This is a genomic window from Archangium sp. Cb G35 (assembly GCF_001896145.1).
Taxonomy (GTDB): Bacteria; Myxococcota; Myxococcia; order Myxococcales; family Myxococcaceae; genus Archangium; species Archangium violaceum.
Window position 1 is genome coordinate 247,354 of sequence record NZ_MPOI01000019.1, and the last position, 26,932, is coordinate 274,285.

16 protein-coding genes and 3 tRNA genes are annotated in these 26,932 nt (G+C 68.0%); 13 read left to right on the plus strand and 6 right to left on the minus strand.

What is annotated here, in order from left to right:
- Positions 1-13: 13 nt before the first annotated feature.
- Positions 14-520 (minus strand): ferritin, encoded by a 507-nt coding sequence (locus tag BO221_RS45600; RefSeq protein WP_073567246.1) that lies wholly within the window; start codon positions 518-520, stop codon positions 14-16.
- A 108-nt stretch (positions 521-628) separates the two neighbouring features.
- On the opposite strand from BO221_RS45600, the gene murJ reads away from it, so the two are divergent.
- The 6 genes from murJ (at position 629) to BO221_RS45630 (ending at position 5,942) form a co-directional block, all read left to right on the plus strand.
- Positions 629-2,332, plus strand: a complete 1,704-nt coding sequence (gene murJ / locus BO221_RS45605) for a murein biosynthesis integral membrane protein MurJ (protein ID WP_369866128.1) — start codon at positions 629-631, stop codon at positions 2,330-2,332.
- 209 nt (positions 2,333-2,541) lie between these two features.
- Complete coding sequence (locus tag BO221_RS45610) at positions 2,542-4,629, plus strand: S1 RNA-binding domain-containing protein (RefSeq protein WP_073567203.1); 2,088 nt, start codon at positions 2,542-2,544, stop codon at positions 4,627-4,629.
- Positions 4,630-4,747: 118 nt separating this feature from the next.
- Positions 4,748-4,821 (plus strand) — tRNA-Met (locus BO221_RS45615).
- 81 nt (positions 4,822-4,902) lie between these two features.
- Positions 4,903-4,976, plus strand: a tRNA-Met gene (locus tag BO221_RS45620).
- 76 nt (positions 4,977-5,052) lie between these two features.
- Positions 5,053-5,126, plus strand: a tRNA-Met gene (locus BO221_RS45625).
- A 141-nt stretch (positions 5,127-5,267) separates the two neighbouring features.
- Complete coding sequence (locus tag BO221_RS45630; RefSeq protein WP_143196062.1) at positions 5,268-5,942, plus strand: hypothetical protein; 675 nt, start codon at positions 5,268-5,270, stop codon at positions 5,940-5,942.
- Positions 5,943-6,012: 70 nt separating this feature from the next.
- Here the strand turns inward: BO221_RS45630 and BO221_RS45635 are convergent, their stop codons facing one another.
- A complete protein-coding gene (locus BO221_RS45635) occupies positions 6,013-6,744 on the minus strand; it encodes a 2OG-Fe(II) oxygenase (protein WP_143196063.1) in 732 nt (243 codons plus the stop codon).
- Positions 6,745-6,882: 138 nt separating this feature from the next.
- Here BO221_RS45635 and uvrA point away from each other — a divergent pair, with 138 nt between their 5' ends.
- A complete protein-coding gene (gene uvrA / locus BO221_RS45640) occupies positions 6,883-9,435 on the plus strand; it encodes an excinuclease ABC subunit UvrA (protein WP_073567206.1) in 2,553 nt (850 codons plus the stop codon).
- Positions 9,436-9,456: 21 nt separating this feature from the next.
- On the opposite strand, the gene BO221_RS45645 is transcribed toward uvrA, so the two are convergent.
- Positions 9,457-10,497 carry a DNA topoisomerase IB gene (locus BO221_RS45645; RefSeq protein WP_073567207.1) on the minus strand — a complete coding sequence of 347 codons (1,041 nt, stop codon included), beginning with the start codon at positions 10,495-10,497 and terminating at the stop codon, positions 9,457-9,459.
- Positions 10,498-10,690: 193 nt separating this feature from the next.
- Between BO221_RS45645 and BO221_RS45650 the strand changes: the two genes are divergently transcribed.
- The 3 genes from BO221_RS45650 to BO221_RS45660 all read left to right on the plus strand — a co-directional run bounded on the left by BO221_RS45650 (position 10,691) and on the right by BO221_RS45660 (position 19,567).
- The gene (locus BO221_RS45650) at positions 10,691-11,494 is read left to right on the plus strand and encodes a hypothetical protein (protein WP_073567208.1); all 804 of its coding nucleotides are present in this window, start codon (positions 10,691-10,693) and stop codon (positions 11,492-11,494) included.
- Between the two features lie 109 nt (positions 11,495-11,603).
- The gene (locus tag BO221_RS45655; RefSeq protein ID WP_073567209.1) at positions 11,604-13,841 is read left to right on the plus strand and encodes a flotillin family protein; all 2,238 of its coding nucleotides are present in this window, start codon (positions 11,604-11,606) and stop codon (positions 13,839-13,841) included.
- Between the two features lie 203 nt (positions 13,842-14,044).
- A complete protein-coding gene (locus BO221_RS45660; RefSeq protein ID WP_073567210.1) occupies positions 14,045-19,567 on the plus strand; it encodes a DNA repair ATPase in 5,523 nt (1,840 codons plus the stop codon).
- A 77-nt stretch (positions 19,568-19,644) separates the two neighbouring features.
- On the opposite strand, the gene BO221_RS45665 is transcribed toward BO221_RS45660, so the two are convergent.
- From BO221_RS45665 to BO221_RS45680, 3 genes are all read right to left on the minus strand, one after another.
- Positions 19,645-21,522: a hypothetical protein gene (locus BO221_RS45665; protein WP_073567211.1), complete on the minus strand. Its 1,878-nt coding sequence runs from the start codon at positions 21,520-21,522 to the stop codon at positions 19,645-19,647.
- Between the two features lie 212 nt (positions 21,523-21,734).
- Entirely contained in the window at positions 21,735-22,475 is a 741-nt protein-coding gene (locus BO221_RS54470; protein ID WP_143196064.1) for a hypothetical protein, read from the minus strand.
- Complete coding sequence (locus tag BO221_RS45680) at positions 22,472-22,663, minus strand: hypothetical protein (protein WP_073567214.1); 192 nt, start codon at positions 22,661-22,663, stop codon at positions 22,472-22,474. Before BO221_RS45680 ends, BO221_RS54470 begins: the two co-directional genes overlap by 4 nt.
- Positions 22,664-23,068: 405 nt before the next feature.
- Here BO221_RS45680 and BO221_RS45685 point away from each other — a divergent pair, with 405 nt between their 5' ends.
- The 3 genes from BO221_RS45685 to BO221_RS45695 all read left to right on the plus strand — a co-directional run bounded on the left by BO221_RS45685 (position 23,069) and on the right by BO221_RS45695 (position 26,846).
- The gene (locus tag BO221_RS45685; RefSeq protein WP_073567215.1) at positions 23,069-24,205 is read left to right on the plus strand and encodes a fatty acid desaturase; all 1,137 of its coding nucleotides are present in this window, start codon (positions 23,069-23,071) and stop codon (positions 24,203-24,205) included.
- A gap of 14 nt (positions 24,206-24,219) precedes the next feature.
- Positions 24,220-24,459, plus strand: coding sequence for an Lrp/AsnC ligand binding domain-containing protein (locus BO221_RS45690; protein WP_073567216.1), 240 nt, complete (start codon positions 24,220-24,222; stop codon positions 24,457-24,459).
- Between the two features lie 173 nt (positions 24,460-24,632).
- On the plus strand, positions 24,633-26,846 hold the full coding sequence (locus tag BO221_RS45695) for a PhnD/SsuA/transferrin family substrate-binding protein (RefSeq protein ID WP_233166554.1): 2,214 nt from the start codon (positions 24,633-24,635) through the stop codon (positions 26,844-26,846).
- Positions 26,847-26,932: the final 86 nt, after the last annotated feature.

Sequence of the window (26,932 nt, forward strand, 5' to 3'; positions counted from 1 at the left end):
GGGAGTTACGGCGTCAGCGGCCGCGACGCAGCGAGCCGACAGTCAAGGGTTGGACGCCCGGGCTGGGCGGCGGGGCGGGCACGCCATACAGGACGCGCTCGGGTTGAACGAGGCCAGGAGGCGGCTCGGCCTGGCCATTGCGTCCGCCACGGGCCGGGCCCCGGGCAGCGGGCTCGGACGGAGCGGCCGCGGACGGCGCCGCCGTGGCGGGAGCGGCGGCCGGGGCACGAGCGGGAGCGGGGGACGGCTTGCCCTCGATGGCACCCTGGAAGTGGCTCGTGGTGACGGGCTTGGCGAAGTGCGCCTCCTGCCCCGCGTCGAGGAGGCGCAGCATGTGGACGGCCTCGGCCACGTGCTCCTTCTCCTCGGCGGCGAGGTGCAGGAAGAAGTCGCGCAGCTCCGGGGTGGAGGCGGCGCGAGCATGGGCCTCGTACTCGTTGATGGTCTCCAGTTCGCGTGCCAGGACCTGGCGGACGAGCGCCACATCGGTCGAGAGGTCGTTATCTGGGGAACCAGCCATGGGAGCGCAGACCATTGCGGCCTGTCGGGGGAACCGTCAAGAGAAACCATGGCACGGGAGTTCGTGCTTCAAGCAGGTGAACGCTCCGCATAGAGTGCCTGCTCTCTTGTGACCGTTCCCCCTCCACGCTCCGCTCCCTCCCCCGTTCCTGAACCCCGGCCCGTCTCGCCCGGGACGCGTGCCCGAGGTGGAGGCGCCCTGTTCGTCGCGGTGGGCATCTTCGCCTCGCGTTTGATGGGATTGGTGCGCGAGCGCTTCTTCGCGCACTACCTGGGCAACGGCATGGCCGCGGCGGTGTTCAAGGCCGCGCTGCGCATCCCCAACTTCCTGCAGAACCTCTTCGGCGAGGGCGTGCTCTCCGGCTCGTTCATCCCCGTGTACGCGGGCCTGTTGGGGAAGGGCGATACGAAGGAGGCGGACCGGGTCGCGGGCGCGGTGTTCGGGCTGCTCGCGGTGGCCACCAGTGTGATGGTGGCGGTGGGCATGCTCGCCACGCCGCTCTTCGTGGACACCATCGCCCCGGGCTTCGAGGGCGAGGCGCGGACCCTGGCCATCCAGCTGGTCCGCATCCTTTTCCCGGGCACGGGCATGCTGGTGCTGTCCGCGTGGTGCCTGGGCGTGCTCAACAGCCACCGGAAGTTCCTCCTGTCGTACCTGGCCCCGGTGGTGTGGAACCTGGCCATCATCGCCACGCTGGTGGTGGCGGGAATGCGCGGGCTGCCGGAAGAGCGGCTGGTGGTGGTGCTCTCCTATGGTGTGGTGGCGGGCTGCCTGTTGCAGTTCGGCGTGCAGGTGCCGTCGGTGCTGCGGATGCTCGGCGGCTTCCGGCCCACGCTGTCCACCGCCAGCGAGTCCGTGCGCCAGGTGCTGCGCAGCTTCGGCACGGTGGTCATCGGCCGCGGCGTGGTGCAGGTGAGCGCCTACGTGGACACGTCCTATGCGTCGCTCATCGCGGACCGGGCGCTGTCCACGCTGACGTACGCGCAGACCATCTACCTCATTCCCGTGAGCCTCTTCGGCATGTCCATCTCCGCGGCCGAGCTGCCGGAGATGTCGCGCACGGCCGGGGCGGGGGAGGAGGTGGCCACGAAGCTGCGCACGCGCATCGAGGCGGGCGCGCGCCGCATCGCCTTCTTCGTGGTGCCCTCGGCGGCGGCGCTGCTCTTCATTGGAGACGTGGTGGCGGGCGGACTGCTGCAGACGGGCCGCTTCACCGCCGCGGACACGCGCTACCTCTGGTACCTGCTGATGGGTTCGGCGGTGGGCCTGGTGGCCTCCGCGCTGGGCCGACTGTACGCCTCGGCCTTCTATGCGATGAAGGACACCAAGACGCCGCTGCGCTTCGCGGTGGTGCGGGTGGGCCTGGGCGCCGCGGCGGCCTGGTTCCTGGCGCTGCGGCTGCCGGGACTGGTGGGCCTGCCGGAGCACCTGGGGGCGGTGTTCCTCACGGTGACGAGCGGCATGGTGGCCTGGTTCGAGGCGCAGATGCTCCGGCGGGCGCTCGTGGGGCAGATAGGCCACGTGGGGGTCCCCGGGGCCTTGTTGCTCAAGCTGTGGGGGGCCGGACTGGCGGCCGGGCTGACGGGCCTGGGCATCAAGCTGGCCCTGGCCCGGGCGCTGGGGACCATGCCGGGGGTGGAGGCGGAGTGGGGTGGAAGCCTGCTAGCTCCGCCACACCTACATCCCATCGTCCTCTTCCTGGCGGTGGTCCTGCCCTTCGGGGCGGTCTACTTCGGCATCACGGGCGTCCTGGGCATCCCCGAGGCGAAGGCCGTCTTCCAGCGCATCCTCCGTCGCAGAGCCGCGCGCTGACCGGGCGGGCGAGCCCGATTCCCGGGGTGGGGGATGGGACAGGCGACATGTCGCGTTATGGAGGGGTTCCGGGTGCGCTTGACAGAAGATGACCACATGCGTCTTCCGTCCAAGCACGGCGCATGTATAGAGTGCGCCGCCTTTTTACCCAGCATGGGGGGACGGTCCCCCAAGGCTGGATTCCGATTACGTTCAGGAAGGTCCTGGCAGTGAGCGACGAGAAGAACGGTTCCGTTGGTTCTGGTGGCGGTGGCGGTCCTGGGGGATTTGGTCCCAAGAAGCCCAAGGCCACCTTTGGCGACGTGATGCTCGGCATCCCGGCGGGCCGTGGCGGCGAGCGCGAGGAGCGCGGCGGCCGTGATCGCGACCGCGGCTCGGATCGCCCGCGCGGCGAGCGGAGTGGCGAGCGCGAGGCCCGTCCGGCGAAGCCGGAGGGTGAGGCCGGTGCCCAGCCGCAGCAGGGTGCGCCCCGCGAGGGTGGCGGCCGTGACGATCGCCGTCCGCGGGGTGAGCGGGGCGGTGAGCGCGGTGGCCGTGGTGGTGGCGACCGGGGTGGCAAGGGTGGCGGCGAGCGCCGTCCCCAGGGCCCCATGGTGGTCGTCAAGCGCGCCTCGGGTGCGGTGGAGACGCGGGGCCCGGTGACCCCGGAGCCGTCGTCGACCGCTCCGGCCGAGCCCGCCACCGAGGCCGCGGCTCCGGTCGAGACGGCCGCTCCGGTGGCTTCCGCGGCTCCGGCCCCCAGGAAGGCCCCTCCCGCGCCGGCTCCCAGCAGCGCGCTGTACGAGGAGGTCCCCGAGTCCGAGTCCTTCGCCGAGATGTTCGAGGCGCAGCAGAAGGACGGCAGCGTCCCGGGCCGGCGCGCGGTGCGCATCGGCGAGAAGGTGTCGGGCACGATCTTCCAGCTCGGCGCGGACACGGCCTTCGTGACATTGTCCAACGCCAAGAGCGAGGCGATGATCGAGCTGCGCGAGCTCAAGGACGACGAGGGCGTGCTGCGCTACGGCGTGGGTGACACCATCGAGGCGCACGTCATCGAGGCGGGCGCCCGGGGCATCCTGCTCAGCCGCGCGCTGGCCAAGGGCAGCGCCAACATGGCCATGCTCGCCGAGGCCCGCGCCTCCGGCATGCCCGTGGAGGGCATGGTCCTCTCCGTGAACAAGGGCGGCGTGGAGGTCGCGATCGGCGACGTGCGCGCCTTCTGCCCCATCAGCCAGCTGGACATCCGCTTCGTGGAGAAGCCGGACGCGTTCATCGGCGAGAAGCTCACCTTCCGCGTCACCGAGGTGCGCGATCGCAACGTGGTGCTCTCGCGCCGCTCGCTGCTCGAGGACGAGCAGCGCAAGCTGGCCGCCAAGACGCGCGAGACGCTCTCCGAAGGCAAGGTCGTCAAGGGCAAGGTCACCGGCGTGCGTGACTTCGGCGCCTTCGTGGACCTGGGCGGAGTCGAGGGCATGATCCCCGTCTCCGAGATGTCCTACATGCGCGTGGCCCACCCGAGCGACGTGGTGAAGCAGGGCGACGAGGTGGAGGTGGAGATCCTCCGTATGGAGGCCGCCCAGCCCAACTCGCCCGACAAGGCCAAGCACAAGGAGCGCATCACGCTCTCCATGCGCGCCCGCCAGGAGGATCCCTTCAAGGCGGCGATCGCGGAGATCAAGGAGGGCGACCGGCTGCAGGGCAAGGTGGTGCGGCTGCAGCCCTTCGGCGCCTTCGTGGAGCTGCGTCCGGGCGTGGACGGCCTGGTGCACATCTCCGCGCTGTCCGAGCGCCGCATCGCGCACCCGCGCGACGTGGTGCAGGTGGACGAGACCATCTGGGTGCAGGTGGAGAAGATCGAGCCCAACGACAAGCGCATCGGCCTGCGCCGGATCACCGAGGAGGAGGCCCAGCGCCCCGCCGAGGAGCGTCCGGCCCCCGCCGCCGCCCAGGAGAAGAAGCCCGCCGAGCCCGCGGCGCCTCGCCCGAAGGTGGGCCAGGTGGTGGTGGGCAAGGTGGACCGCATCGAGCCCTACGGCGTGTTCCTCGTGTTCCCCGGCGGCAAGGGTCTCATCCCCGCCTCCGAGACGGGCACCGAGCGCGGCACGGACCTGCGCAAGAAGTTCTCGCTCGGCCAGGAGCTGAAGGTGGCCCTCGTGGACATCGACGCCTCCGGGAAGATCCGCCTCTCCATCACCGCCGCCGAGCGGGCCGAGGAGCGCGCGGAGGTCGAGGCGTGGACGAAGAGCCAGCAGCCCGTTGGCGGCGGCAAGAAGGGATTCGGCACGTTCGCCGATCTGTTGAAGAAGTCGGGCAAGTAACGCCCGGCGCGCTGTGCGCACGCGGGAGGCGCGGGGAATGGGCACGCGCCTCCCGGCGTTCGAGGAAAACAGTTGACGGTACAGGGGGAGGGCGGTACTTAGCCTCCCGCTTCGACGCCGCGGGGTGGAGCAGCCTGGTAGCTCGTCGGGCTCATAACCCGAAGGTCGCAGGTTCAAATCCTGCCCCCGCAACTCAGACAAGCCGGAGACCCTGCCGGAAATAGATGACAGGGTCTCCGGTGTTTGACATAGAGCAGCAGCAGAAAACGATATCGCGGGGTGGAGCAGCCTGGTAGCTCGTCGGGCTCATAACCCGAAGGTCGCAGGTTCAAATCCTGCCCCCGCAACTCGTGGATGAGGCCCCGCTGGTGCTGAGCCAGCGGGGCTTTATCGTTGAAGGCAGTGCAGTGGGTAGAGACATGTCGCGGGGTGGAGCAGCCTGGTAGCTCGTCGGGCTCATAACCCGAAGGTCGCAGGTTCAAATCCTGCCCCCGCAACTCGAAGAAGACGGAGCCCCGCCGGTGATGAACCGGCGGGGCTTTGTCGTTTCCGGGCTCCGGCGCGGCGCGGACCACACCACTTTGGGAGTCACCCGCATTCAGGTGACGTTTCCGGTGGGGGTGGTTAGATTTGGCCCGATGAACCGGAAGCACGGTGGCCAACAGCGACATGGGCCGGCATTGAGGGCCGAGCTCCGGGCCCGGCTGGAGTCCTGGCCCCGGGAGCGGCTGCTCGACTTCGCCGTGGAGCAATTCCTGGCGGATCCCCAGTTGCGGCATGTCCTCGACGGACCGGTGGAGGCGGGTGGGGCGGATGCGGCCCTGTCCCGGCGGTTGCGGCGGGCCATCGACGAGGCCATGGGGGTCCAGTACGTGGATTGGCGCGAGGTGCCCAGCTACATCGCGCGGTTGGAGCGGTTGCTCGGGGACATCCGCTCCTTCGCCGAGGGCTATCCGGTGGAGGGCGTGGCGGTGCTCCGCTACTTCGTGAAGGTCCTGCCGCGGGTGTTCGACAGCATCGCGGACGAGGATGAGCTGGCGCTCTTCTGCGCGCAGCTGGCGAGGGTGGCGCTAGGGCTCGCGGCGAGGGTGGCGGGAGCGGCACGGACCGTGGCCGAGGAGCTGCTCGCGGCCTACGTCGCGGATGAGTACGGCCGCTTCTCGGAGGTGCCCGAGCTGCTGGTGGAGGCGGAGCTGCCAGCGGACGTGCGGCGGGAGGTGGCCGCGGCGGCCGAGGCGCTCGCCATCCAGGTGACGCGGAGGGACAGTCACAAGTCGCGCGAGCTGGGCTCGCTGGTGGCCCGGCTGCGGTAGTCGTGTTGCGCATGCTCCCTCTCCCTTTGGGAGAGGGCGGGGGGTGAGGGTCGTCGCCTGTGGAAGACCCTCACCCTGACCCTCTCCCAGAGGGAGAGGGAATACTGCCGCGCTCGTGGTGCTCCTGCAGGTACGCCGAGAAACCCGCCTTGGACTGGATGCGGAACTCGGGCAGCCGCGCGAGTGCCTCGGGCTCGAAGGCGTACTGTTCGCACACGAGGCTCGCCCGCAGAGCCCCCTCCGGGCCGCCCGTGAAGGGCCGCACCTCGTGCGTCAGGTCCCCCCGGAAGTGCACCAGCATCCCTGGCCTCGGACGCACCTCGCCCGATGGCTCTGATCCACGCGAGAGCACCAACGCGCCACCCTTCACGCCCTCGGGCACGTTCAGGTAGAGCACGCTCACATGCTCCGGCGTCGCTCCCGGGACTCCGCTCGGCTCCTGCAGCGTCGCGTCGATGTGCCGGCCCACACCCCGCCCGGGCTCCAGCAACAGCAGGTTCACGTAGAAGGCGTTCGGCCTGCGCCGTTCCTTGCTCGGACCGAAGATCCGCTCGCGCCAGGGCAACAGTCCCCGCGAGCTCGCCGGGTCCATCACCAGCGCCAGGTAGTCCCGGAGGAACGGGAAGCGCTCCTCCAGCTTCGCTTGCCCCGCCTCCGTGAAGATGAGCGCGAAACCCCGGCTGCTCTGGAACGTCCCCATCAGCGGACTCCGCGCCACGAAGCGCGAGGAGAGCAGGGCCTCCCGAAGGGCCTCCAGCTTCTCCGCGGGCATGGCTTCACGGTGGGTGACGAACTCGCTCACGCCCCGGAGCTTAGCGGGTCCCGGTCCGGAGACCTGGGATGAAGACACGGCATGCAGGCGGGCAGGCCCCCTTTTCCTTCATTGTCCCCGGCACCACATTCAGCCAAGAGCGGGTCTCGAACTTCCCGAGTGGAGCGCATGCCCAAGAATCGCGGTCATCACCTTCCGGAGACTCCAGGCGACACCAAGACGGGATTCGTCCGGGTGAGAGGGGCTCGAGAGCACAACCTGAAGAACGTGGACGTCGAGCTTCCCCGTGACGCCCTGGTGGTCTTCACGGGCGTCTCTGGCTCGGGCAAGTCCTCGCTGGCCTTCGGGACGCTCTACGCGGAGGCGCAGCGGCGGTACTTCGAATCCGTGGCCCCGTACGCGCGGCGGCTGATCGACCAGGCGGGCGTCCCCGAGTTCGATTCGATCGATGGCCTGCCCCCGGCGGTGGCCCTCCAGCAGCACCGCGGTACGCCCACCACCCGTTCGTCGGTGGGCAGCGTGACCACGATCGCCAACTCCCTGCGCCTGCTGTACTCGCGGGCCGGAACCTATCCGCCCGGTCAGCCGCACCTCGACTCCGATGCGTTCTCGCCCAACACTCCGGCGGGCGCCTGTCCCAACTGCCACGGGTTGGGCCGCGTCTACGACGTGACCGAGAAGTCGATGGTGCCGGATGACTCGCTGACCATCCGCGAGCGCGCGATCGCCGCGTGGCCTCCCGCGTGGCACGGCCAGAACCTGCGCGACATCCTGGTGTCGCTCGGCTACGACGTGGACCGCCCCTGGCGGGACCTTCCCCAGAAGGACCGGGAGTGGATCCTCTTCACGGACGAGCAGCCGACCGCTCCGGTCTACGCGGGCTTCACTCCGGCCGAGACGCGCCGTGCGCTCAAGCGCAAGGAGCCTCCCAGCTACATCGGGACGTTCACCGGCGCCCGGAAGTACGTGCTGCAGACCTTCGCCACGACGCAGAGCGCGCTGATGAAGAAGCGCGTGTCGCAGTACATGGTGAGCGGGGAGTGCCGCCTCTGCCTGGGCAAGCGGTTGCGCCGTGAGTCCCTGTCCGTCACCTTCGCGGGGCTCGACATTGGAGAGCTCTCCCGGCTGCCACTGAAGCGCGTGGCCAGCATCCTTCAGCCCTTCGTGGACGGGACGGCCCCCGGGGCGGCGAAGCTGGCGCGCGAGCATCCGGAGAAGGCGCTGGTCACCCAGCGGATCGCCAGGGATCTGCTGGCGCGCATCCAGGTGCTCAGCGAGCTCGGGCTGGGCTACCTCTCGCTCGAGCGCAGCACGCCGACCCTGTCACCCGGTGAGCTCCAGCGGTTGCGGCTCGCCACCCAGGTGCGCTCCAACCTGTTCGGCGTGGTGTACGTGCTCGACGAGCCCTCCGCGGGGCTCCATCCAGCGGACACCGAGTCGTTGCTCAAGGCGTTGGATCAGCTCAAGGGCTCGGGGAATTCGCTGTTCGTGGTGGAGCATGAGGTGGATGTCATCCGCCACGCTGACTGGATCGTCGACGTCGGTCCAGCGGCGGGCGAGAAGGGCGGACAGATCCTCTACAGTGGTCCGCTCGAAGGGCTCGCGGCTGTGGATGCATCCCAGACGCGGCGTTACCTCTTCGGAGCCGGGAAGACCGCGAAGCGCCGCACGCCTCGCGAGCCCAAGGGATGGCTCCGCCTCGAGGGCATCTCCCGCAACAACTTGCACAACCTCGATGTCGACTTCCCGCTGGGCGTCTTCACCTCCGTGACGGGTGTCTCCGGCTCGGGCAAGTCGAGCCTCGTGAGCCAGGTCCTGGTGGAGTTGGTCGCCGAGCAGCTCGGGCATGAGGTCCTCGAGGAGGAAGAGGAGGGTGAGGAGTTGGAGCGCTCCGTGGTGCTCACCACGGGAGGCCGGATCGTCTCGGGGATGGAGGGCATCAAGCGGCTGGTACGGGTCGATCAGAAGCCGATCGGCCGCACGCCGCGCTCCAACCTGGCGACCTACACGGGGCTCTTCGACAACGTCCGCAAGCTCTTCGCGGCGACGAAGGCCGCGCGGGCCCGGAACTACGACGTCGGGCGCTTCTCGTTCAACGTGGCCAAGGGCCGCTGCGAGACCTGTGAAGGCGAGGGCTTCGTGAGTGTCGAGCTGCTCTTCCTGCCCAGCGTCTACGCGCCGTGCCCCACGTGTCATGGAGCGCGCTACAACGCCAAGACCCTGGAGATTCAGTACCGCGGAAAGAACATCGCCGAGGTGCTGGGGATGACCGTCGACGCGGCCCACGCGTTCTTCGCCGAGGAGCCGCAGGTGCTGCGCTCGCTCGGAGTTCTGCGGGAAGTGGGCCTGGGCTACCTGCGCCTGGGCCAGCCCGCGACGGAGCTCTCCGGCGGCGAGGCCCAGCGGATCAAACTCGCGACGGAGCTCCAGCGGCTCCAGCGCGGCAACACGCTCTACATCCTGGACGAGCCCACCACGGGGCTGCATCCCGCCGACGTGGACAAGCTCATGGCGCAGCTCGATGGGCTGGTCGAGGCGGGCAACACCGTCATCCTCGTCGAGCACGACATGCGGGTGGTCGCGGCGAGCGATTGGGTCATCGACATCGGCCCCGGTGCAGGTGACGAGGGGGGCAGGGTGGTGGTCGCTGGAACTCCCGCGGAGGTCGCCGCCTCGTCCGCGAGCCGTACGGCGCCTTTTCTGTCGGAAGGCATTGGGTGACAGCAGCGGGGCAGGGGAGGCCTACACCGCGGGCCGCTTGCCTTCCTCCAGCATCTCCAGCAGCGCCTTCTCCGCGCAGTGCAGCACCGGCTTCTCGTGCTGGGCCAGCTCGTCCACGGAATTGAAGAATCGGTCCACCACCTGGCCCTTCTCGAACATCGCCAGCACCGAGGGATAGATGTACGAGTCCCTCGCCACCGCGGGCGTGTTCCCCAGGTGCTCGGAGACCTCCTTCACCGCCGCCACCATCGTCTTCTTCGTCAGCTTCGTCCCGTCCTTCGCGGCCTCGTGGTGCACCCGCTCCTTCGCCCGGGCCAGCGCGCACGCGCAGATGAGCGTCCCTCCCCACGTGCGGAAGTCCTTCGCGCTGTAGCGCGCCCCCATCACCTCCTGGATGTACTCGTTGATGTGGCGCCGCCTCACGTCCACCACGAACCCATCGTCCAGCACGAACTTGAAGACGTCCCGCCCCGGCCGCTTCAGGCACTCGCGCACCACGCGCGCCACCTGCCGATCCCTCAGCTCCCGGTACTGCTGCTTCCCGCTCTTGCCCGGGAAGTCGAAGATGATCGTGTCCCCCTTCACCTTCACGTGCTTCGCCCGCAGCGTCGCCAGTCCGAAGCTCTTGTTCTCGTCCGCGTACTGCTGGCTCCCCACCCGGATGAAGCACGTCCCCAATATCCGCAGCAGGCACGCCATCACCTTGTCGCGCCCCAGCCCCGGCTGGCGCAGATCCGCCGCCACCCGCCGCCGCAGCTTCGGCAGGGCCCTCGCGAAGTCCACCACCCGCTTGTACTTCTCCACGTCCCGCCGCTTCGTGAAGGACTCGTGGTAGCGGTACTGCCACCGGCCCGCGCTGTCCTTGCCCATCGCCTGCAGCTTCGACGCCGCCGACGGGCTGATCAGCACGTCCTTCCACGCGGGCGGCAGCTTCAGCGCCTCGATGCGCTCACGTTCCTTCGCCGGCACTGGCTTCCCGCTCGCCTGCACATAGTGGAAGCCTCGCTGGGGGCTCCCGCGCCGGCGGATTCCGTCCTGCCGCAGTCTTTCGATATGCGTCATGCCCGTGCCCTGGCTCCCGGCCGTGCGCTCCGTGCGCCGTCGTCAGGAATGGCTGTGCAGCCAGGCCCACCCCGTCAACGCAGCCCCGGCCCGCTCGCCTGGAGGGGGACCAGACCGGAAATCGTCGGGAAGGATTGCCGTATCCCCGCAAGACTGGACTAGACTCCCAGCCACCTCTCCGCTTGCAGGCCCGATGACCGAGTTCCTCGCCGCCATCCTCGCCTTTCCCACCATCCTCTTCACCATCCCGCTCGGAGTGGTGATCGGCTACTGGCTCATCGTCATGGTGGGCGCCGTGGGCGTCGACCTGCTCGATGGGGACATTGGCGACTTCGCCCTGGGAGCCAAGGCGGGCGCGGCCGAGGCGCTCGAAGGTGGCGTGAAGGGCGCCGTGGAGGGGGGCGCCAAGGCCGCCATGGAGGGCGGTGCCAAGGCTGCGCTCGAGGGCGGTGCCAAGGCCGGCGCCAGCATCTTCGAGGTGCTCGGCTTCGGCGGCGTCCCCGTGACGGTATCCGTCAGCGCCGTGGTCTTCCTCTCCTGGCTGATGTCGCTGACCTTCGCCGGACCGGCCAAGGATGCGCTCGGCTTCCTGCCTGGCGCGCTCGTCGGCGGTGGCATCGCCGCGCTGTGCCTCGCGGTGGGTCTGGTGGTCGCGGGCTTCGCGGTGCGGCCCCTGCGGCCCATGTTCGCCACGCACCAGGCGCCTCGCCGCTCCGAGCTGATGGGCCGCGTCTGTGTCATCTCCAGCGGCAATGTGGATGGCAAGTTCGGCCACGCCACCTTCGAGGACGGCGGCGCCGGCCTCCTGCTCAACGTGGTGTGTGACAAGGCCAACCAACTCACGCGCGGTGAAAAGGCGCTCATCCTCAACTACGATGCCGCCCGCGACGCCTACGAGGTGGAGCCGGTGGACTGGCTCCTGCCGCAGGAGCTGGATCACCTGAAGGATCCGCTCACCGCCGCAGCGCTCGCCCGGGACAGGTCCCGGACGAGGTAGTGCCGCTGTCCTTCTTCTAGACTTCTCAATACCGCGCCGGGGCTGTTAGCGGGGGACTCCGGCCGCGTGATAGGTTCCCCCGGTCTACTCGCTCGGGAATCGCACCGACATGGATCCAATCGTCACTGCTGGTATTGGAATCACCGGAGGATTGTTCATCCTCTTCTGTTCCGCCTTCATCGTCTCCAGGTTCTACCGGCAGGTGGATCAGGGACGCGCGCTGATCATCAACCCCTTCAAGGGCGAGCCGCTCGTCACCTTCACCGGCTCCGTCGTGTGGCCCATCATCAACCGGGCCGAGGTGATGGACATCGCCCTCAAGACGATCGACATCGATCGCCGCGGCAAGGAGGGCCTGATCTGCCAGGACAACATCCGCGCGGACATCAAGGTCACCTTCTTCGTCCGGGTGAACAAGACGCGCGAGGACGTGCTCAAGGTGGCCCAGGCCATCGGCTGCGAGCGCGCCAGCCATCCGGAGACGCTCGAGAACCTCTTCGAGGCCAAGTTCTCCGAGGCCCTCAAGACGGCCGGCAAGAAGTTCGACTTCAAGGACCTCTACACCGAGCGTGAGGCCATCAAGGACGAGGTGCTGCGCGTCATCGGCAAGGACCTCAACGGCTACATGCTCGAGGACTGCGCCATCGACTTCCTGGAGCAGACCCCCGTCGAGATGCTCGACAAGGACAACATCCTCGACGCCGAGGGCATCCGGAAGATCACCGAGCTCACGTCCGTCCAGAACGTCCAGACGAACGAGTTCCGGCAGAACGAGCGCATGAACATCACCAAGCGCAACGTCGAGTCGGACGAGGCCATCTTCGCCCTCGAGCGCCAGCGCGCCGAGGCCGCCGCCAAGCAGAAGCGCGAGATCGACTCCATCACCGCCCGTGAGACCGCCGAGGCCGAGCGCGTGAAGGCCGAGGAGTACGCCAAGCAGCAGCTGGCGCGCATCAAGGCCGAGGAGGAGATCCTCATCAACGAGCAGAACAAGCAGCGCCAGGTGGAAGTGGCGCAGAAGAACCGCGAGCGCGTGGTGGGCGTGGAGACCGAGCGCGTGGAGAAGGACCGCTCCCTCGAGGCCATCAACCGCGAGCGCGAGGTGGAGCTGTCGCGCATCGGCAAGGAGAAGCAGCTCGAGGCCGAGAAGAAGGCCATCGCCGACGTGGTGCGCACCCGCATCGCCGTGGAGAAGGGCGTGGCGGAGGAGGAGGAGCGCATCAAGGACCTGCGCGTGAAGGCCGAGGCCACCCGCCGCAAGGACGCGCTGCTCATCACCGCCGAGGCCCAGGCCCAGGAGAAGCTCGTCAAGGACATCAAGGCCGCCGAGGCCAGCAACGAGGTGTCCAAGTACTCCGCCAAGGAGAAGCTCACCATCGCCGAGGCCGAGCTGCAGGCCGCCGACATGACGGCCAAGGCGAAGATGCGTCTGTCCGAGGGCATCCAGGCCGAGGAGGCCGCCCACGGTCTGGCCGAGGTGCGCGTGAAGGAGGCCGACGCCCTGGCCGTCGAGAAGCAGGGCATGGCCCAGGTGCGCGTGAAGGAGGCCGAGGCCGCCGTCATCGAGAAGCAGGGCATGGCCCAGGCCGCCGTCCTCAAGGAGCGCGGCCTGGCCGAGGCAATCGCCGCCAAGGAGCGCGGGCTCGCCGAGGCCTCCGCCGCCAAGGAGAAGCTGCTCGCCGAGGCCGTGGGTGAGAAGGAGAAGGGCCTGGCCCGCGCCACCATCGGCGAGGCCGAGGCCGCCGCCATCCAGAAGCGCGGCGAGGCCGAGGCCGTCGCCATCCGCGAGAAGCTGCTCGCCGAGGCCAAGGCCATCGAGGAGAAGCTGCTCGCCGAGGCCCGGGGCCTTGCCGAGAAGGCCGAGTCCATGAAGCTGCTCCAGGGCGCCACCCGCGAGCACGAGGAGTTCCGCCTGCGCCTCCAGAAGGAGCGCGACGTGGAGCTCGCCACCATCCAGGTGCGCAAGGACATCGCCGAGTCCCAGTCCAAGGTGCTCGCCGAGACCATGGGCCACGCGAAGATCAACATCGTCGGCGGCGACGGCCAGTTCTTCGAGCGCTTCATCAAGGCCATCTCCGTGGGCCAGTCCGTGGACGGCGCGCTCGACCAGAGCGAGACGCTGCGCAAGGCCTTCAGCGGCTACCTGAATGGCGAGAAGGACTTCCCGGCCGATCTGAAGGAGATCCTCTCCAAGCCGGGCCTCACCAGCGACGCGCAGAACCTGGCCATGGCCGCCCTGCTGCACCGCATGGCGCCCAACCCCGCCGCCGCGGCCGCCTCCAACCTCAAGTCGCTCGTGGAGTCCGAGCCCGCCCGGGTCTCCGCTCCCGAGAAGACCCAGGGCTGAGCCGGTTCTCACTGGCGGTCATGTGCCGCGCGGATCCGGTGATGACACGGTGTCCGCGCGGTGTGGAGTACGGATTCCCGATACCCTCACCCCGACCCTCTCCCGAAGGGAGAGGGAGTCGTGTTTCCCCCTCTCCCCTCGGGAGAGGGCGGGGGTGAGGGTATCCGTATCCCTGGTTCCCTCCCTTTCCCGGTGAACTGAAGATGGCAACTGAAAGCACCCCCCCCGCGTCCGGCGAGGCCACGCTGGCGGGTGGCAGCTACGAGGTCATCCGCGCGCGCCTGCTCAACCAGGCCGAGGCGCTTGGCACCAAGGCCACGGACCTCAACGAGCGGCGCAAGAAGCTCTTCGGTGGCACCGAGCTCACCGTCATCGGCAACGAGCGCGTCCGCACCGAGAACAACTGCGTCCCGCGCGACATCGTCGGCGTCGGGAAGTACCTGCTCTTCGGCTACAACGTCTTCATCGGCCTCAAGAAGGAGATGAACGTCGCCGACGTCTTCTCGCTGCACAAGTTCGAGAAGACCGCCGAGGGTTTCGACTTCTCCGAGGTTCCCTCCTCCGAGGCCGGCGGATTCCTCAAGGATCCGCGCTTCGTCAAGGACTTCGGCGAACTCTACAAGTACTACAAGGACGCGCGGCTGCTGCAGTTGCGCCGCAACGAGACGCGGCTGCTCGCCATCTTCCAGACGGGCAAGTCCGATCGCGACATCAAGGTCTTCCGCTTCGGGCTCGATGTGGAGGGTAACGCCACCTACATCGACAACCAGGGCGAGCGCGATCACGTCTTCCCCCCGTCCCATGACTTCGAGTGGAAGGTGGCCTCGCGCGAGGACTACGTGCTGGGCCAGCACCCCCACGTCAACATCCTCGATCAGGTGTTCGTCGAGACGGTGAAGGGCGACCTCACCATCAAGGTGGAGGACAACACCGCGGACGGCCTGGGCATCTACCGCGAGCCGGTGGAGGACCCGGATCAGTCGCTGGATGACGCCGAGTTCGCCTACGCCCAGGTGGGCGCCCTCATCCTCCTGCGCGTGCTGCCCTTCCGCGAGACGAAGCACCGCTACCTCGTCTTCAACACGCGCACCCAGCACGTGCTGCGCATCGACGCCATCGGCAGCGCCTGCATCCGCCTGCCCGAGGATCAGGGCATCGTCTTCCCCGGCGGCTACTACCTGCAGACGGGCGACTTCAAGGTCTTCGAGAACATCGGCGAGGGCCTCCAGTTCAAGCGCGCCATCCGCTCGCCCAACGGCGAGGACGTGCTCTACGTCTTCTTCCGCCGCGACGAGGGCGCTTACGTCCTCTTCCCGTACAACCTCGTGCGCAAGGAGGTGCAGAACCCGCTGCTCGGGAACGGCTTCAGCCTCTTCGGGGACGGGCGCATGGTGATCTTCCGCGCCGCCTCCAACGAGCCCACCCGCGTGCACCCCATGCAGGTGTGGCAGACGCCCTTCGTCTCCGCCGAGCACGCCGCGAAGATGCCTCCCGCTCCCGGCTACCTGGGCAAGGTGGGCAACGCCGAGCTCGTGCGCGGTATCTCCGACGCGCTGACGCTCGTGCGCATGGCCCGGACGGACAAGCCCTCGCGGCGCACCTACGAGGACCTGGCCTCCGCCGCCACCCGCCTGCTCGATGCCTTCTACTGGCTCGGGCACGAGGAGACGAAGCTCCAGGAGGGCATCGAGACGCTCCGGCGCACCTCCGAGCTCATCATCGACGAGTTCGAGAAGGTGCTGGCGCTGCAGAAGCGCGCCACGGAGGCCATGACCGAGGCCCAGAAGGTCCAGGAGCAGGTGCTCCTGCGCGTGCGGCCCGAGGAGCTCCAGAACGCCGAGGGCTTCATGAATGCCCTCTCGGATCTGCGCAAGCAGCGCGGCCACCTCATCACCCTCAAGGAGATCCGCTACATCGACACGGCGCGGCTCGAGGCCCTCGAGAAGCAGGTCATCGAGGAGACCGACCGCGTCAGCTCCGACGCCGTGATGTTCCTCCAGCGGGGTGAAGCGCTCAATCCGCTGGCCGAGCGCCTGGATGTGCTGTTGCAGAAGCTGGAGCCCATCCAGACCACCCAGGAGCTGGCCCCGCTCGGCGAGGACATCGAGCAGGTGGGCAAGGGCCTCGAGGTGCTCAGCGAGACGGTGGGCGGCCTGCAGGTGGGCGATCCGCTCGCGCGCGCCAAGATTCTCGAGGGCATCTCCGAGCTGTTCTCCCGCCTCAACCGCGTGCGCGCGGGCCTGAACGTCAAGCGCAAGGAGCTGGTGGGCCGCGAGAAGCGGGCCGAGTTCGGCGCCCAGTTCAAGCTGCTCGGCCAGTCGGTGGAGAGCGCCCTGTCCGTGGCGGACTCGCCGGAGAAGTGTGACGAGGGACTCTCGCGCCTCACCGTGCAGTTGGAGGAGATGGAGGGGCGCTTCGGCGAGTTCGACGAGTTCCTCGGCCAGCTCACCCAGAAGCGCGAGGAGTTGCTCGAGGCCTTCGGCCAGAAGAAGCAGGCCCTGGTGGACGAGCGCCAGCGCCGCGCGCAGAACCTCTTCGGCGCCGCCGATCGCATCCTCACCGGCGTCAGCCGCCGCGCGAAGTCCTTCAAGTCCGAGGACGAGCTCAACACGTACTTCGCCTCGGACTCGATGGTGCTCAAGCTGCGGCAGCTCGCCGAGCAGCTCCTCGAGCTCCAGGACAGCGTGCGCTCGGACGAGGTGCAGAGCCGCGTGAAGACGGCGCGCCAGGACGCCCTGCGCGCGCTGCGCGATCGCAACGACCTCTACGAGGAGGGCTCGGGCGCGCCGGTCATCAAGTTCGGCAAGCACCGCTTCAACGTCAATACCCAGCAACTGGATTTGACGCTGCTGCCGCGCGACGGCGCGCTGTACCTGCAGCTCACCGGCACCGACTACGCCCAGAAGCTGGAGGAGCCGGAGCTGGAGAAGTACCGCGAGCTGTGGGAGCAGCACCTCATCTCCGAGACGTCCCAGGTGTACCGCGCCGAGTACCTCGCGGCGCAGGTGTTGCTGGACGCGGAGGAGGGGAAGGGGAGCGTGACGCTGGCGGCGCTGCACCAGGCGATGGTGGAGCAGGGCGGGCTGCTGGAGAAGGTGCGCACGTACTCGGCGGACAAGTACGACGAGGGCTACGAGCGCGGCATCCACGACGTGGACGCGGCGGCCATCCTGGAGAAGCTGCTGGCGATGCACACGGGAGCGGGGCTGTTGCGCTTCGCGCCCACGCCGCGCGCCTGGGCATCCCTGTACTGGGCCTTCGGTGGGGAGGGTGACGAGAAGGCCCTCATCCACCGGCGCGCGCGCAGCCTGCACCGGCTCCGCGCGGCCTTCGGTGAGTCGGCGGAATTGGTGGCCCTCGGTACCGAGGCGGGCGAGCGGATTGGCGCCTTCCTGAAGGCCTCGGGCGTGGCGTGTGGCCCCGCGGAGGCGCGGCTCGCCGGGCGCTACCTCGTCGAGGAGCTGGCCGGAGACAGGCCGCGCTTCACCACCAGCGGCGAGGCCGTGGCGCTCAAGGACGCGCTGATGTCGCAGCTGGACAGGGCGGGCACGCGTTCGGCTTTCGAGGACGATCTGCGCGGCCTGGAGAAGAACCTCCCCGAGCGGCTGCGCACCGTGCGCGCATGGGTGGATGCGTACCTGGCGCGGCGCGAGGGCGGCCCGGGCGCGTCGGCCCACGTGGCGGTGGAAGCCGCGGTGGTGCTGCTCACCGAGCGCAAGGTGGACCGCGAGGTGGCCGGTGCCCTCACCTCCACCGAGGTGCCGGGCATGCTCGGCCAGCACCCGCGCATCCAGGACCGGAAGCTGCCGCTGCGGCTGGATGAGTTCCTCACCCGCCTGAGCGACTTCCGGCAGGTGCGCGTGCCGGCCTACCACGCCTACCGCGCGCTGCTGCGCGACCTGCTGGACCGCGAGCGCCGCCGGCTGCGCCTGGAGGAGTTCACGCCGAAGGTGCTGACGTCCTTCGTGCGCAACAAGCTCATCGACGAGGTGTACCTGCCGCTCATCGGCGCCAACCTGGCCAAGCAGCTCGGCTCGGCGGGCGAGAACAAGCGCACGGACCGCATGGGCATGCTGCTGCTCATGTCGCCTCCGGGCTACGGCAAGACGACGTTGATGGAGTACGTGGCCAGCCGGCTCGGCCTCACCTTCGTGAAGGTGAACGGCCCGGCCCTGGGTCACTCGGTGAAGTCGCTGGATCCGTCCGAGGCTCCCAACGCCACGGCCCGCCAGGAGGTGGAGCGCATCAACCTGTCCTTCGAGATGGGCAACAACGTGATGCTCTACCTCGACGACATCCAGCACACGGATCCCGAGCTGCTCCAGAAGTTCATCTCGCTGTGCGACGGCCAGCGGCGGATCGAAGGCGTGTGGAACGGCAAGACGCGCACGTATGACCTGCGCGGCAAGAAGTTCTGCGTGGTGATGGCCGGCAACCCGTACACCGAGACGGGTGATCGCTTCCGTATCCCGGACATGCTCGCCAACCGCGCCGACACCTACAACCTGGGTGACATCCTCGACGGCAAGGAGGATCTGTTCGCGCTGAGCTACATCGAGAACGCGCTCACGTCGAACAGTGCGCTGGCGCCGCTGGCCACGCGTGAGCCGGGGGACATCCACAAGCTCATCCGCATGGCTAAGGGCGAGGAGGTGCCCACCGGTGAGCTGTCGTACGGCTACGCGGCGGCGGAGCTGCAGGAGATTGTCGCGGTGTTCCAGCGGCTGTTCCGTGTGCAGGAGGTGCTGCTGAAGGTGAACCTGGAGTACATCGCCTCGGCAGCGCAGGACGAGCGCTTCCGCACGGAGCCCGCGTTCAAGTTGCAGGGCAGCTACCGCAACATGGGCAAGGTCACCGAGAAGGTGGTGGCGGCCATGACGGACGATGAGCTGGAGCGGCTCATCGACGATCACTACCAGGGCGAGTCGCAGACACTCACGACGGCGGCCGAGCAGAACCTGCTGAAGCTGCAGGAGATGCGTGGGCGGCTGACGCCGGAGAAGGCGAAGCGCTGGGAGGAGATCAAGCAGGGCTTCGCGCGGGTGAAGCGGATGGGCGGGAAGGAGGACGATCCGGTGGCCCGGGTGACGGGTCAGCTGAGCGCCATCGAGGAGCAGCTCGGTTCAGTGGCGGGCGCGGTGGTGAAGGCGGCGGAGGTGACGCGTCAGCCGTCGGGTCCGAGCCCGGTGGCCGAGGTGGTTCCGCGGCTGGAGTCGCTGCGCGAGGCGCTGCTGGCGCTGGCGAAGAAGGAGACGCCGGCACCCGTGGTGCAGGGGCCGGACCTGACGCCGTACCTGCAACACCTGGCGAAGATGCTGAGGGCGCTGGCCGAGCGCGCGGTGGCGGCGCCCGCGCAGACGGTGGACATGGGCCCGGTGATGGAGCAGCTGACGCAGGCGGTGAAGACGATGGCGGAGCGCCAGCCGGTGGCGGCGCCCGTGGCCGCGCCGCCGGCGGACCTGGGGCGGTACATGGAGCAGATGTCCCAGGCGGTGAAGTCCATGGCGGAGCGGGCGCCCGTACCCTCGCCGCAACGGGCCTCGGCGCCACTGCCCGCGGACCTGGGCCGGCAGGTGGTGTTGGTGGAGAACGCACTGGCGCCGCTGGAGCGCCTGGCGAAGCGGACGCTGCAGAGTGGCGACGAGAACCTGAAGGCCATGCAGGTCTGGCAGGCCGTCACCGAGGCGCTGGAGTTGCTCCAGGCCATGCAGCGCCCCACGGGCTGAAGCAGTCGTCGGGAGACCTCCTTGGGGAGCGGAGCGGCGGGTTGCCGCTCCGCGTGGTCACGCGCGCCTGACCGTCCCTATTGACTGACTCCTTCGAGTTGCTCGAGCAAGGCATTGGCAACTTGAGCTTCGTTCGCGCCTTGCTTCCAGAACCAATCGGTTTGAAGCTCGGGCGCGACAGCCCACGCGGGCTCCTCCTGCGGTCCATTCAAGCGATAGCGCATGTACAGGCCCTTGTTCGTCGCGCAGACAAGGGTGTCGTCATGAAAGACGCGGGCCTGGCTGACCTGGATTCCAGAATCGATGGTTTCAGTCAGCTTCTCGATGGTCGGACCCTTCGGGCCCACGCTGAGGAGCAGTGTACCGACCTGTACCCACGTTGTGTTGTTCGGGCCATAGGAGATCGCGCAATGGCTCGGCGTCGAGCGCTTCTTGAGCTCATCTGAAGCGCCGAGCTGCTCTACGACCTGCTTGGGGGCAAAATACGTCGATTCGACCGTTGTCAGCTCCAGCTTTCCCTCCTGCCGTTCGACGACGTCGAAGAGCCACACGTCCTTTCTGTCCCAGTGGTAGGCAAGCACATGAAGACCGTAGTAGCTCTCCTTGCCCGCCTTGAAACCCACGGAGAGGACAGTGATCTTGTCGTGGCTGAAATCCAGCGTTCGCCACGGTCCCCACCGCTTCTCATTGGCGGACCAGTCCCGCGGGCTGTTTTCGCCTACTCCGTCCAGGTCGTTGAAGCTGGCGATGGCGAGCTTCGTTCCACGCTCCATGAGGGAGCCCACGACGAATTGTCCGGGCTCCTTGAGCTCGCCAAGAAAAACCTGATCACAGTTCGGGGTGTTCTTGGCCTTCGTCAGGCTATTGGCAGAGCCTCGACCGTAATAGACAGGCGTCGAGACGTCGCCCGAGTGGGTCCACCCCGAAGCAAAGAGGGTCCCTCCAGGGGTGACCGCGAAGGTCGTGCTTTCGCCACCGAGTGACTCGTTCGCTTCCGCGCTCTGACCGGTCATGCCGATGCGGCGATAGATCGCCTGATAGTTTTCAGTTCCCTTCCAAAGATTATAAAGCTGGCTCTTGTTCTGCATCTCGAAGTACACGCCAGCGATATCGTCTCGAAGCTGCCGGGCCACCACGCGCCGCAGAGCCTTGAATATCTCCACGTTGTTGATCGCGTCCTGGCTGCTGGCACCATCGACTCCACCCACGAGCCCCGCCATGCTCTCGAACGAATGCCAGAAGCGTTGCGCATAGACCATCGTGATGTCGAAGAGGGCCATCCATTCGGTCGATGCAATGTCTCGCTTCTTGGCCAAGGCCGCGAAGGACGCCGAGATACGTGCCTTGTGTCGCTCCCAGCCGATGTTCTGCGTGAGATACTCCCAGGTCCGGCCGGCTGCGATGGCTTCGAGCTCTTTGCGCTTTTCCGGCGAGAGGCCGGTCTTGTTGAGTTCGCGCACCGCGGCTTTGCGCTGTTCAGCGAGGAGCGAAATCTTCTGCTCCGCCACCTCCCATTCGGCCTTCCCGGCCGACATGGCGATGTAGGCGTTGCTCAGCGTCTCTTCGGAGATGAGCTTTTTGAGTTTGTGCTCGAGCGACTCCTGCTCTGGTCTCATCATCGAGAGGATGGCCGAGATCAAGGACGTGAGCGCTCCGAGCGCGGCGGCGGCCATCGCACCAAAGGGTGGGGCCGCGAGCGCCAACATTCCGCTGAACGAGCCGATGCTTTGCGTCACCATCGCGGCGCCACCCGTCGTGTCGCCCGACCGGAATAGCTCAATGGCCTCGATGGCCTTGCTGATGCCCTCTGAAACCTCTTTGCCTGCCTCGTTGATCTCGGCGACTTTGATGCCCGTCACAGCCTTCTTGGTGGCGTCCTCAGCCGCATTCGCGGCATCCTCGGCGGCATTCGCGGCAAGCTCGGCCGCGCGCGCGGCATTCAGGGTGTTACCCATTTGGTTTTCCTCCCTCGCTGAAGGTGAAAATGCGAGAAAAGCCGCCAATCAATGATGTGGGGCGTCAAGCGGCTTCTGGGCAGCGCCGGAAGGTACCACACGTTGAGACCTTCGTACGTAACAGCTCGCCGAGCCCCGTCCGGACGGGGCGGAGATGAGCCCGCAGGGCATCGAAGTAATGAGCGGAGACGTCAGTCGGAGTTGGAGGGGAGTTACTCTCCCTCCTCGGTGAGTCCCAGCTCTTCCAGCGTAGGTCTGCGAACCAGCACCCGGAGCCCGCTATCGCGCGCGTAGCCCACGGAGTAGTGCTCGCCAGCGATGTGCACTCCTGCGCCGTGGGGAGGCCTGGGGTGGGCGTTCAACCAGGTATCGGCTTCCTTCCGGGAGCTGAAGGCACAGAGTGGGGGGCGGGGAATGTCCGAATCAAAATTTTCGAGAAAGCTCTCGAAGTGGGATGACTGATTGCTCTCCAAGATGAAATGGATGGCGAGCAAGGCCATATCGACCGACTCTTTGTCCCCGGGAGAGTGGGCATGCGCACGTGCCTGGCGGAGTGCGCCAAGGGCTTCGCTGATGACAGGGCGTATGGGCTGACGGGTCGTAGTCAGCCCGATGCTCTCGGGGAGGCGGACCAGGAATCGGTCTCCGCGCTCGAGCGAGTAACCGACAGCGTATCGAGTGCCTGCGATGGCAACGCTGCGTGCAACTCGAGGATCCATCGGATGCTGTAGCGAAGCCACCGCTTGCTCGCGTGTATCGAAGGAGGGCAGGGGATGGGAATCGCTCAGCCCGAAACACACCAGATAGTCCTCGAAATTGTGGAGATGACCACTGCCCCAGATGAAATGGAGCGCGAGTGCCGCCGTCCTGAGCGGCTCCGTACCTGGTGGAGAGCCGAACTTTTCCTGGAGCTTCTGAAGGACACTGCAAGCCGCCTCTATGTCGAGGCTCATGTCAGCAGCACCAGGGGGGCGAGGACAATCAACCCCGCGCCGGTGGAAATGACAACGAAGGCGGTCCCCGCAGCAACAACAGTGGCGCCAACCGTGACTTCCCGCTGATGGCGCCTCAGCCAGTCCGCAGCCTGGGCAATGGCTGTAAAGCTCAAAGCCTCCAGCTTCTGTAACTTCAAGCAGTCCATATATTCTTCCAAGCACTTGTTATCGCAGTACTCGATATGGCTATGACTTCGACGTGCGCCATGAGGGTAGGGCGGCTTGCGCTTCATACAGTCCCGGTGGCAGTCGATCTGCTCCTGGTCGCAGTCTCGTGGGCGTCTGGATGCGAGCACGATACGGGCTGTACTGCCACCGGTGCTTGCACGCAGTCCATCCAACTCATGGTTCCAGAAAGAGGCGGGCTGCCAGCATGGGCTCCATGCGTACCTCATTTCCTGGGTTTCCTCTTGGGCTTCCGGCACCAGGTCCGCGCGAGGGCCTTCCCCGAGCCACCACCCTGCGGATACCGTGCGGTCCCCGAGCGCGCACAGGCGGGCCCGCTCTTCTTCGCCCCCCATCTCCGTTCCGCCCGCCCGAGGTCCCTCCGCATGTCCCGCGCCACCCCTGACTTCGATCCCTCGACCGTCGACGTGGAGGCTTTCCTGGCCGACATCCGCGCCCTTCGCGACGAGATCGACGCCTCCGTCAGCGAGGCGGACCTCGCCCACCTGAGGAAGATCGAGAACTGGGGCCGCGCCGCCTCCGTGCTCGGACTGGCCACCTGCTGGGTGATGCCCAACCCGTTGAGCGCCGCCGCCATGGGGCTCGGCCGCTCCACCCGTTGGCTGCTCATGCACCACGTGGGTCACCGCGGCTACGACCGCGTCCCCGGTGCCCCCGTCGAGCGCACCAGCAAGGGCTTCGCCAAGGGCAATCGCCGCTTCCTCGACTGGCTCGATTGGATCCTGCCCGAGGCCTGGGTCTACGAGCACAACGTCCTCCACCACTCGCACACCGGCGAGGACGCGGATCCGGATCTCCTCGAGCGCAACGCCGAGGGCTCCCTCCGCAACCCCAACCGCCCCCTCGCCCTGCGCTACCTCCAGCTCGCCCTGCTCGCCATCACCTGGCGCGCCAGCTACTACTCCCCCGAGACGCTCGCCTCGCTGCGCCGCAAGCACCGTCCCAACGGGCCCCTCACCCGCGAGGAGTGGCGCGAGGTGCTGCTCAGCGGCTACGCCCCCTACATCCTCTGGAACTTCGCCGTCCTCCCCGCGCTCTTCCTGCCCCTGGGCGCCTGGGCTGGCTTCAACGCCCTGTGCAACTCGCTCATGGCCGAGGTCATCACCAACGTGCACACCTTCCTCGTCGTGGGGCCCAACCACACCGGCGAGGACCTCTACCGCTTCGACTCCAAGCCGGAGAACAAGGGCGAGCGCTACCTCCAGCAGGTGATCGGCAGCGCCAACTACCGCACCGGGGGCGATCTCAACGACTACCTCCACCTCTGGCTCAACTACCAGATCGAGCACCACATCTTCCCCGACGTCTCCATGCTCCAGTACCAGCGCATGCAGCCCAAGGTGCGCGCGATCTGCGAGAAGTACGGCATCCCCTACGTGCAGGAGAGCGTCTGGACGCGCGCGCGCAAGATGGTGGACATCGTCGTGGGCAAGGCCTCCATGCGGCGGCTCTCCCGCCGTGAAGCCGCCCCGGCTTCCGGTCCGCTCCCCGAAGTCGCGTGATAGGGTGACCTCCCGTGCACACCATCTTCGTCATGATCAAGTGTGAGCTGGGGCAGACCTACAAGACCGCGGCGATGATCGCCGACCAGGTCGACGAGGCCGCCGAGGTCTACTCCACCTCCGGGGGCTACGATCTGCTGGCCAAGTTCCACCTCGACAAGGACCAGGACATCGGCCGCTTCGTCACCGAGCGCATCCAGACCCTGCCGGGTGTCAAGGACACCTACACCATCACCAGCTTCAAGGCCTTCTGACTTCAAGGCCTTCTGGGCCCGGACTCCGGGTGAAACATGCCGTGTCGGACAAACGCTCCATTCCAGTGAATCAGGAATTCTGTGGAATGAGCTAAAAATATCGTGCACTATGGATGCCGGAGTTGATAGGGGCCGCTCCCGGGCCCGGGGGGCATCCAAAGGAGGCAGCGCACGTGACCACGCCGACCACCCCCATCCGCTTCATGATCTACCCGGCCCTGGGTGACGTGAGGGAGCACGTCCGCGTGGAGCTGTTTGGGCGGGCGTTGTCGGAGCGGCTGGGCCGGACGGTGATGGTGGAGATCGCGCCCACGTACGAGGCTCTGGAGGCGGAGCTGGTGGCGGGCCATGTGGACATGGCGTGGGCCACGGCCGAGCAGTGTGATGCCTTCGCGCCGAGGGCGAGGGCGGTGCTGCGCGCGGTGCGCTCGGGGAGCTACCACTACCACTCGGCGCTGGTATGCCGCTCGGAGGAGCCGCTCACCCTGGAGACGCTCCAGGGCAAGCGCGCGGCCTGGGTGGCGCCGCGTTCCACCGGGGGGCACCTGCTGCCGGTGCGTTACCTGGAGTCGCGGGGGCTGCGCACCCACGAGCTCTTCTCCCAGCAGCGCTTCTGGGGCACCTACCGCAAGGCGATCCACGCGGTGCTGTCCGGAGAGGCGGACCTGACGGCCATCTACTCCAACCACGCGGACGAGCATGCCATGCGCGCCACCCTGGCCTCCTACGTGGGGGCGGAGGATGAGCCCCGGCTGATGACGTTCGCCTTCACCGCGCCCACGCTGGCCGATGGCATCGTCCTCACCCGGCGCCTGTCCGAGCCGGATGCCGCCGCGCTGGTGTCCGTCCTCACGCGGATGAATACGGATGGCTCCGGCCTGGAGATGCTGATGGGGCCGTTCCGGGTGGAGGGCTTCGTCCTGCCGTCGGATGGGCGGGAGCAGGTTCCGGCACCGCGTAGGTCCCGGAGCGCCGAGTACGTGGTGGCCGAGCTGGACGGAGAGGATCGGTGCCGGCGGCTGTGGTCGCCCACGGGCAGGGCCTTTGGCCGGGACGTGAGCGGCGCCGAGGGGCGTACGCTGACGGAGGTGTTGGGGGCGGAGGCGGCCGAGCCGTTGCTGTCGCTGATGTGCGCGGTGCGCCATGGCGGGGCGGACGGACGGCAGGAGTACCGGTTGGAGGTGGACGGCGAGACGCGCTGGTACGCGGCGGAGATCACCCCGTGCGCGCCGGTGCCCGGCGAGACGCGGCAGCGCCTGGGGCTGATGGTGCGCGACGTGTCGGGGATGCGCGCGCTGGAGGAGCCCATGTACCGGCTGGCCTCCTTCCCGCTGCTGCACCCGGAGCCGTTGCTGGAGCTGAGCATGGAGGGCGAGCTGCGCTACGCCAACCCGGCCGCGCACAGGGCCTTCCCGGAGATGGTGGCGCAAGGGGGGCGGCACCCGCTGGTGCAGGCGGCGCTGCAATGGTCCTGGCGGGGTGCGCCCGCGGGCGAGCCCGCTCCCCTGGTTCAGCTGGCGGGCCACTACTGGGAGCTGACGGTGGCGCAGTTGTCGGATCCCGCGGGCCTGCGGGTGTTCGCCCGGGACGTGACGCTGCGCAAGCAGATGGAGACGCGGCTCCTCCAGGCGGATCGGCTCTCGGCGCTGGGCTCGCTGGCGGCGGCGGTGGGGCACGAGATGAACAACCCGCTGGCCTTCATGCTGGCCAACCTCTCCTACGCGCGCGAGGAGCTGGAGCGCATGGGCGAGTCGCTGCGCGGCCAGGGCGCGGCGGTATCCGAGGAGCTGGACGAGGTGATGGAAGCCCTGTCCGAGACGGCCGAGGGGGCGCTGCGGCTCAAGCACATCGTCCAGGATTTGCGGACGCTCTCTCGCAAGCCGCCGGAGCACCAGGCGCGGGTGGAGCTGCAGCCGGTGCTGGAGAACGCGTTGAAGCTCATCCGCGGCCAGGTGAGTCAGCGGGCCCGGCTGGAGCGGGACTTCTTCGAGTTGCCCGCGGTGGACGCGGACGAGGCCCGGCTCATCCAGCTCTTCCTCAACCTGCTGCTCAACGCGGTGCAGTCGATGAACCCGGCGGACGCCGCGCGCAACGTGCTGCGGGTGGCCGCCTACACCAGCGAGGATGGCGAGGCGGTGGTGGAGGTCCAGGACACGGGCAAGGGACTGGCGCCCGATGCGCTCTCCCGCATCTTCGAGCCCTTCGTCGCCACGGTGCCCGGCAGCTCGGGGTTGGGGCTGTCGGTGAGCCACGCCATCGTCACCAGCCTGGGCGGCACGCTGCGCGCGGAGAGCCGCGAGGGCCGGGGCACCCTCATCACCGTCACCCTGCCCGCGGCGGCCGAGGTCGCCCAGTCCCGTCAGCAGGTGCGGCTGGCCGCGGGGTAGGGTGTTGGCCGCGGCCTACGGGCCCGGCGTCCCCTGTAGGCTCGAGTCTACAGCCCTCGTGCCGCCGCCTCGTTGTTTCGCGGGTT

Excerpts from the sequence above, each read along its gene's own strand:
- BO221_RS45645 (WP_073567207.1), bottom strand. The coding sequence starts at position 10,497 with ATGACGCATATCGAAAGACTGCGGCAGGACGGAATCCGCCGGCGCGGG.
- BO221_RS45685 (WP_073567215.1), top strand. The coding sequence starts at position 23,069 with ATGTCCCGCGCCACCCCTGACTTCGATCCCTCGACCGTCGACGTGGAG.
- BO221_RS45600 (WP_073567246.1), bottom strand. The coding sequence starts at position 520 with ATGGCTGGTTCCCCAGATAACGACCTCTCGACCGATGTGGCGCTCGTC.
- BO221_RS45655 (WP_073567209.1), top strand. The coding sequence starts at position 11,604 with ATGGATCCAATCGTCACTGCTGGTATTGGAATCACCGGAGGATTGTTC.
- BO221_RS45665 (WP_073567211.1), bottom strand. The coding sequence starts at position 21,522 with ATGGGTAACACCCTGAATGCCGCGCGCGCGGCCGAGCTTGCCGCGAAT.
- BO221_RS45660 (WP_073567210.1), top strand. The coding sequence starts at position 14,045 with ATGGCAACTGAAAGCACCCCCCCCGCGTCCGGCGAGGCCACGCTGGCG.
- uvrA (WP_073567206.1), top strand. The coding sequence starts at position 6,883 with ATGCCCAAGAATCGCGGTCATCACCTTCCGGAGACTCCAGGCGACACC.
- BO221_RS54470 (WP_143196064.1), bottom strand. The coding sequence starts at position 22,475 with ATGAGCCTCGACATAGAGGCGGCTTGCAGTGTCCTTCAGAAGCTCCAG.
- BO221_RS45630 (WP_143196062.1), top strand. The coding sequence starts at position 5,268 with ATGAACCGGAAGCACGGTGGCCAACAGCGACATGGGCCGGCATTGAGG.
- BO221_RS45650 (WP_073567208.1), top strand. The coding sequence starts at position 10,691 with ATGACCGAGTTCCTCGCCGCCATCCTCGCCTTTCCCACCATCCTCTTC.
- BO221_RS45680 (WP_073567214.1), bottom strand. The coding sequence starts at position 22,663 with ATGGACTGCTTGAAGTTACAGAAGCTGGAGGCTTTGAGCTTTACAGCC.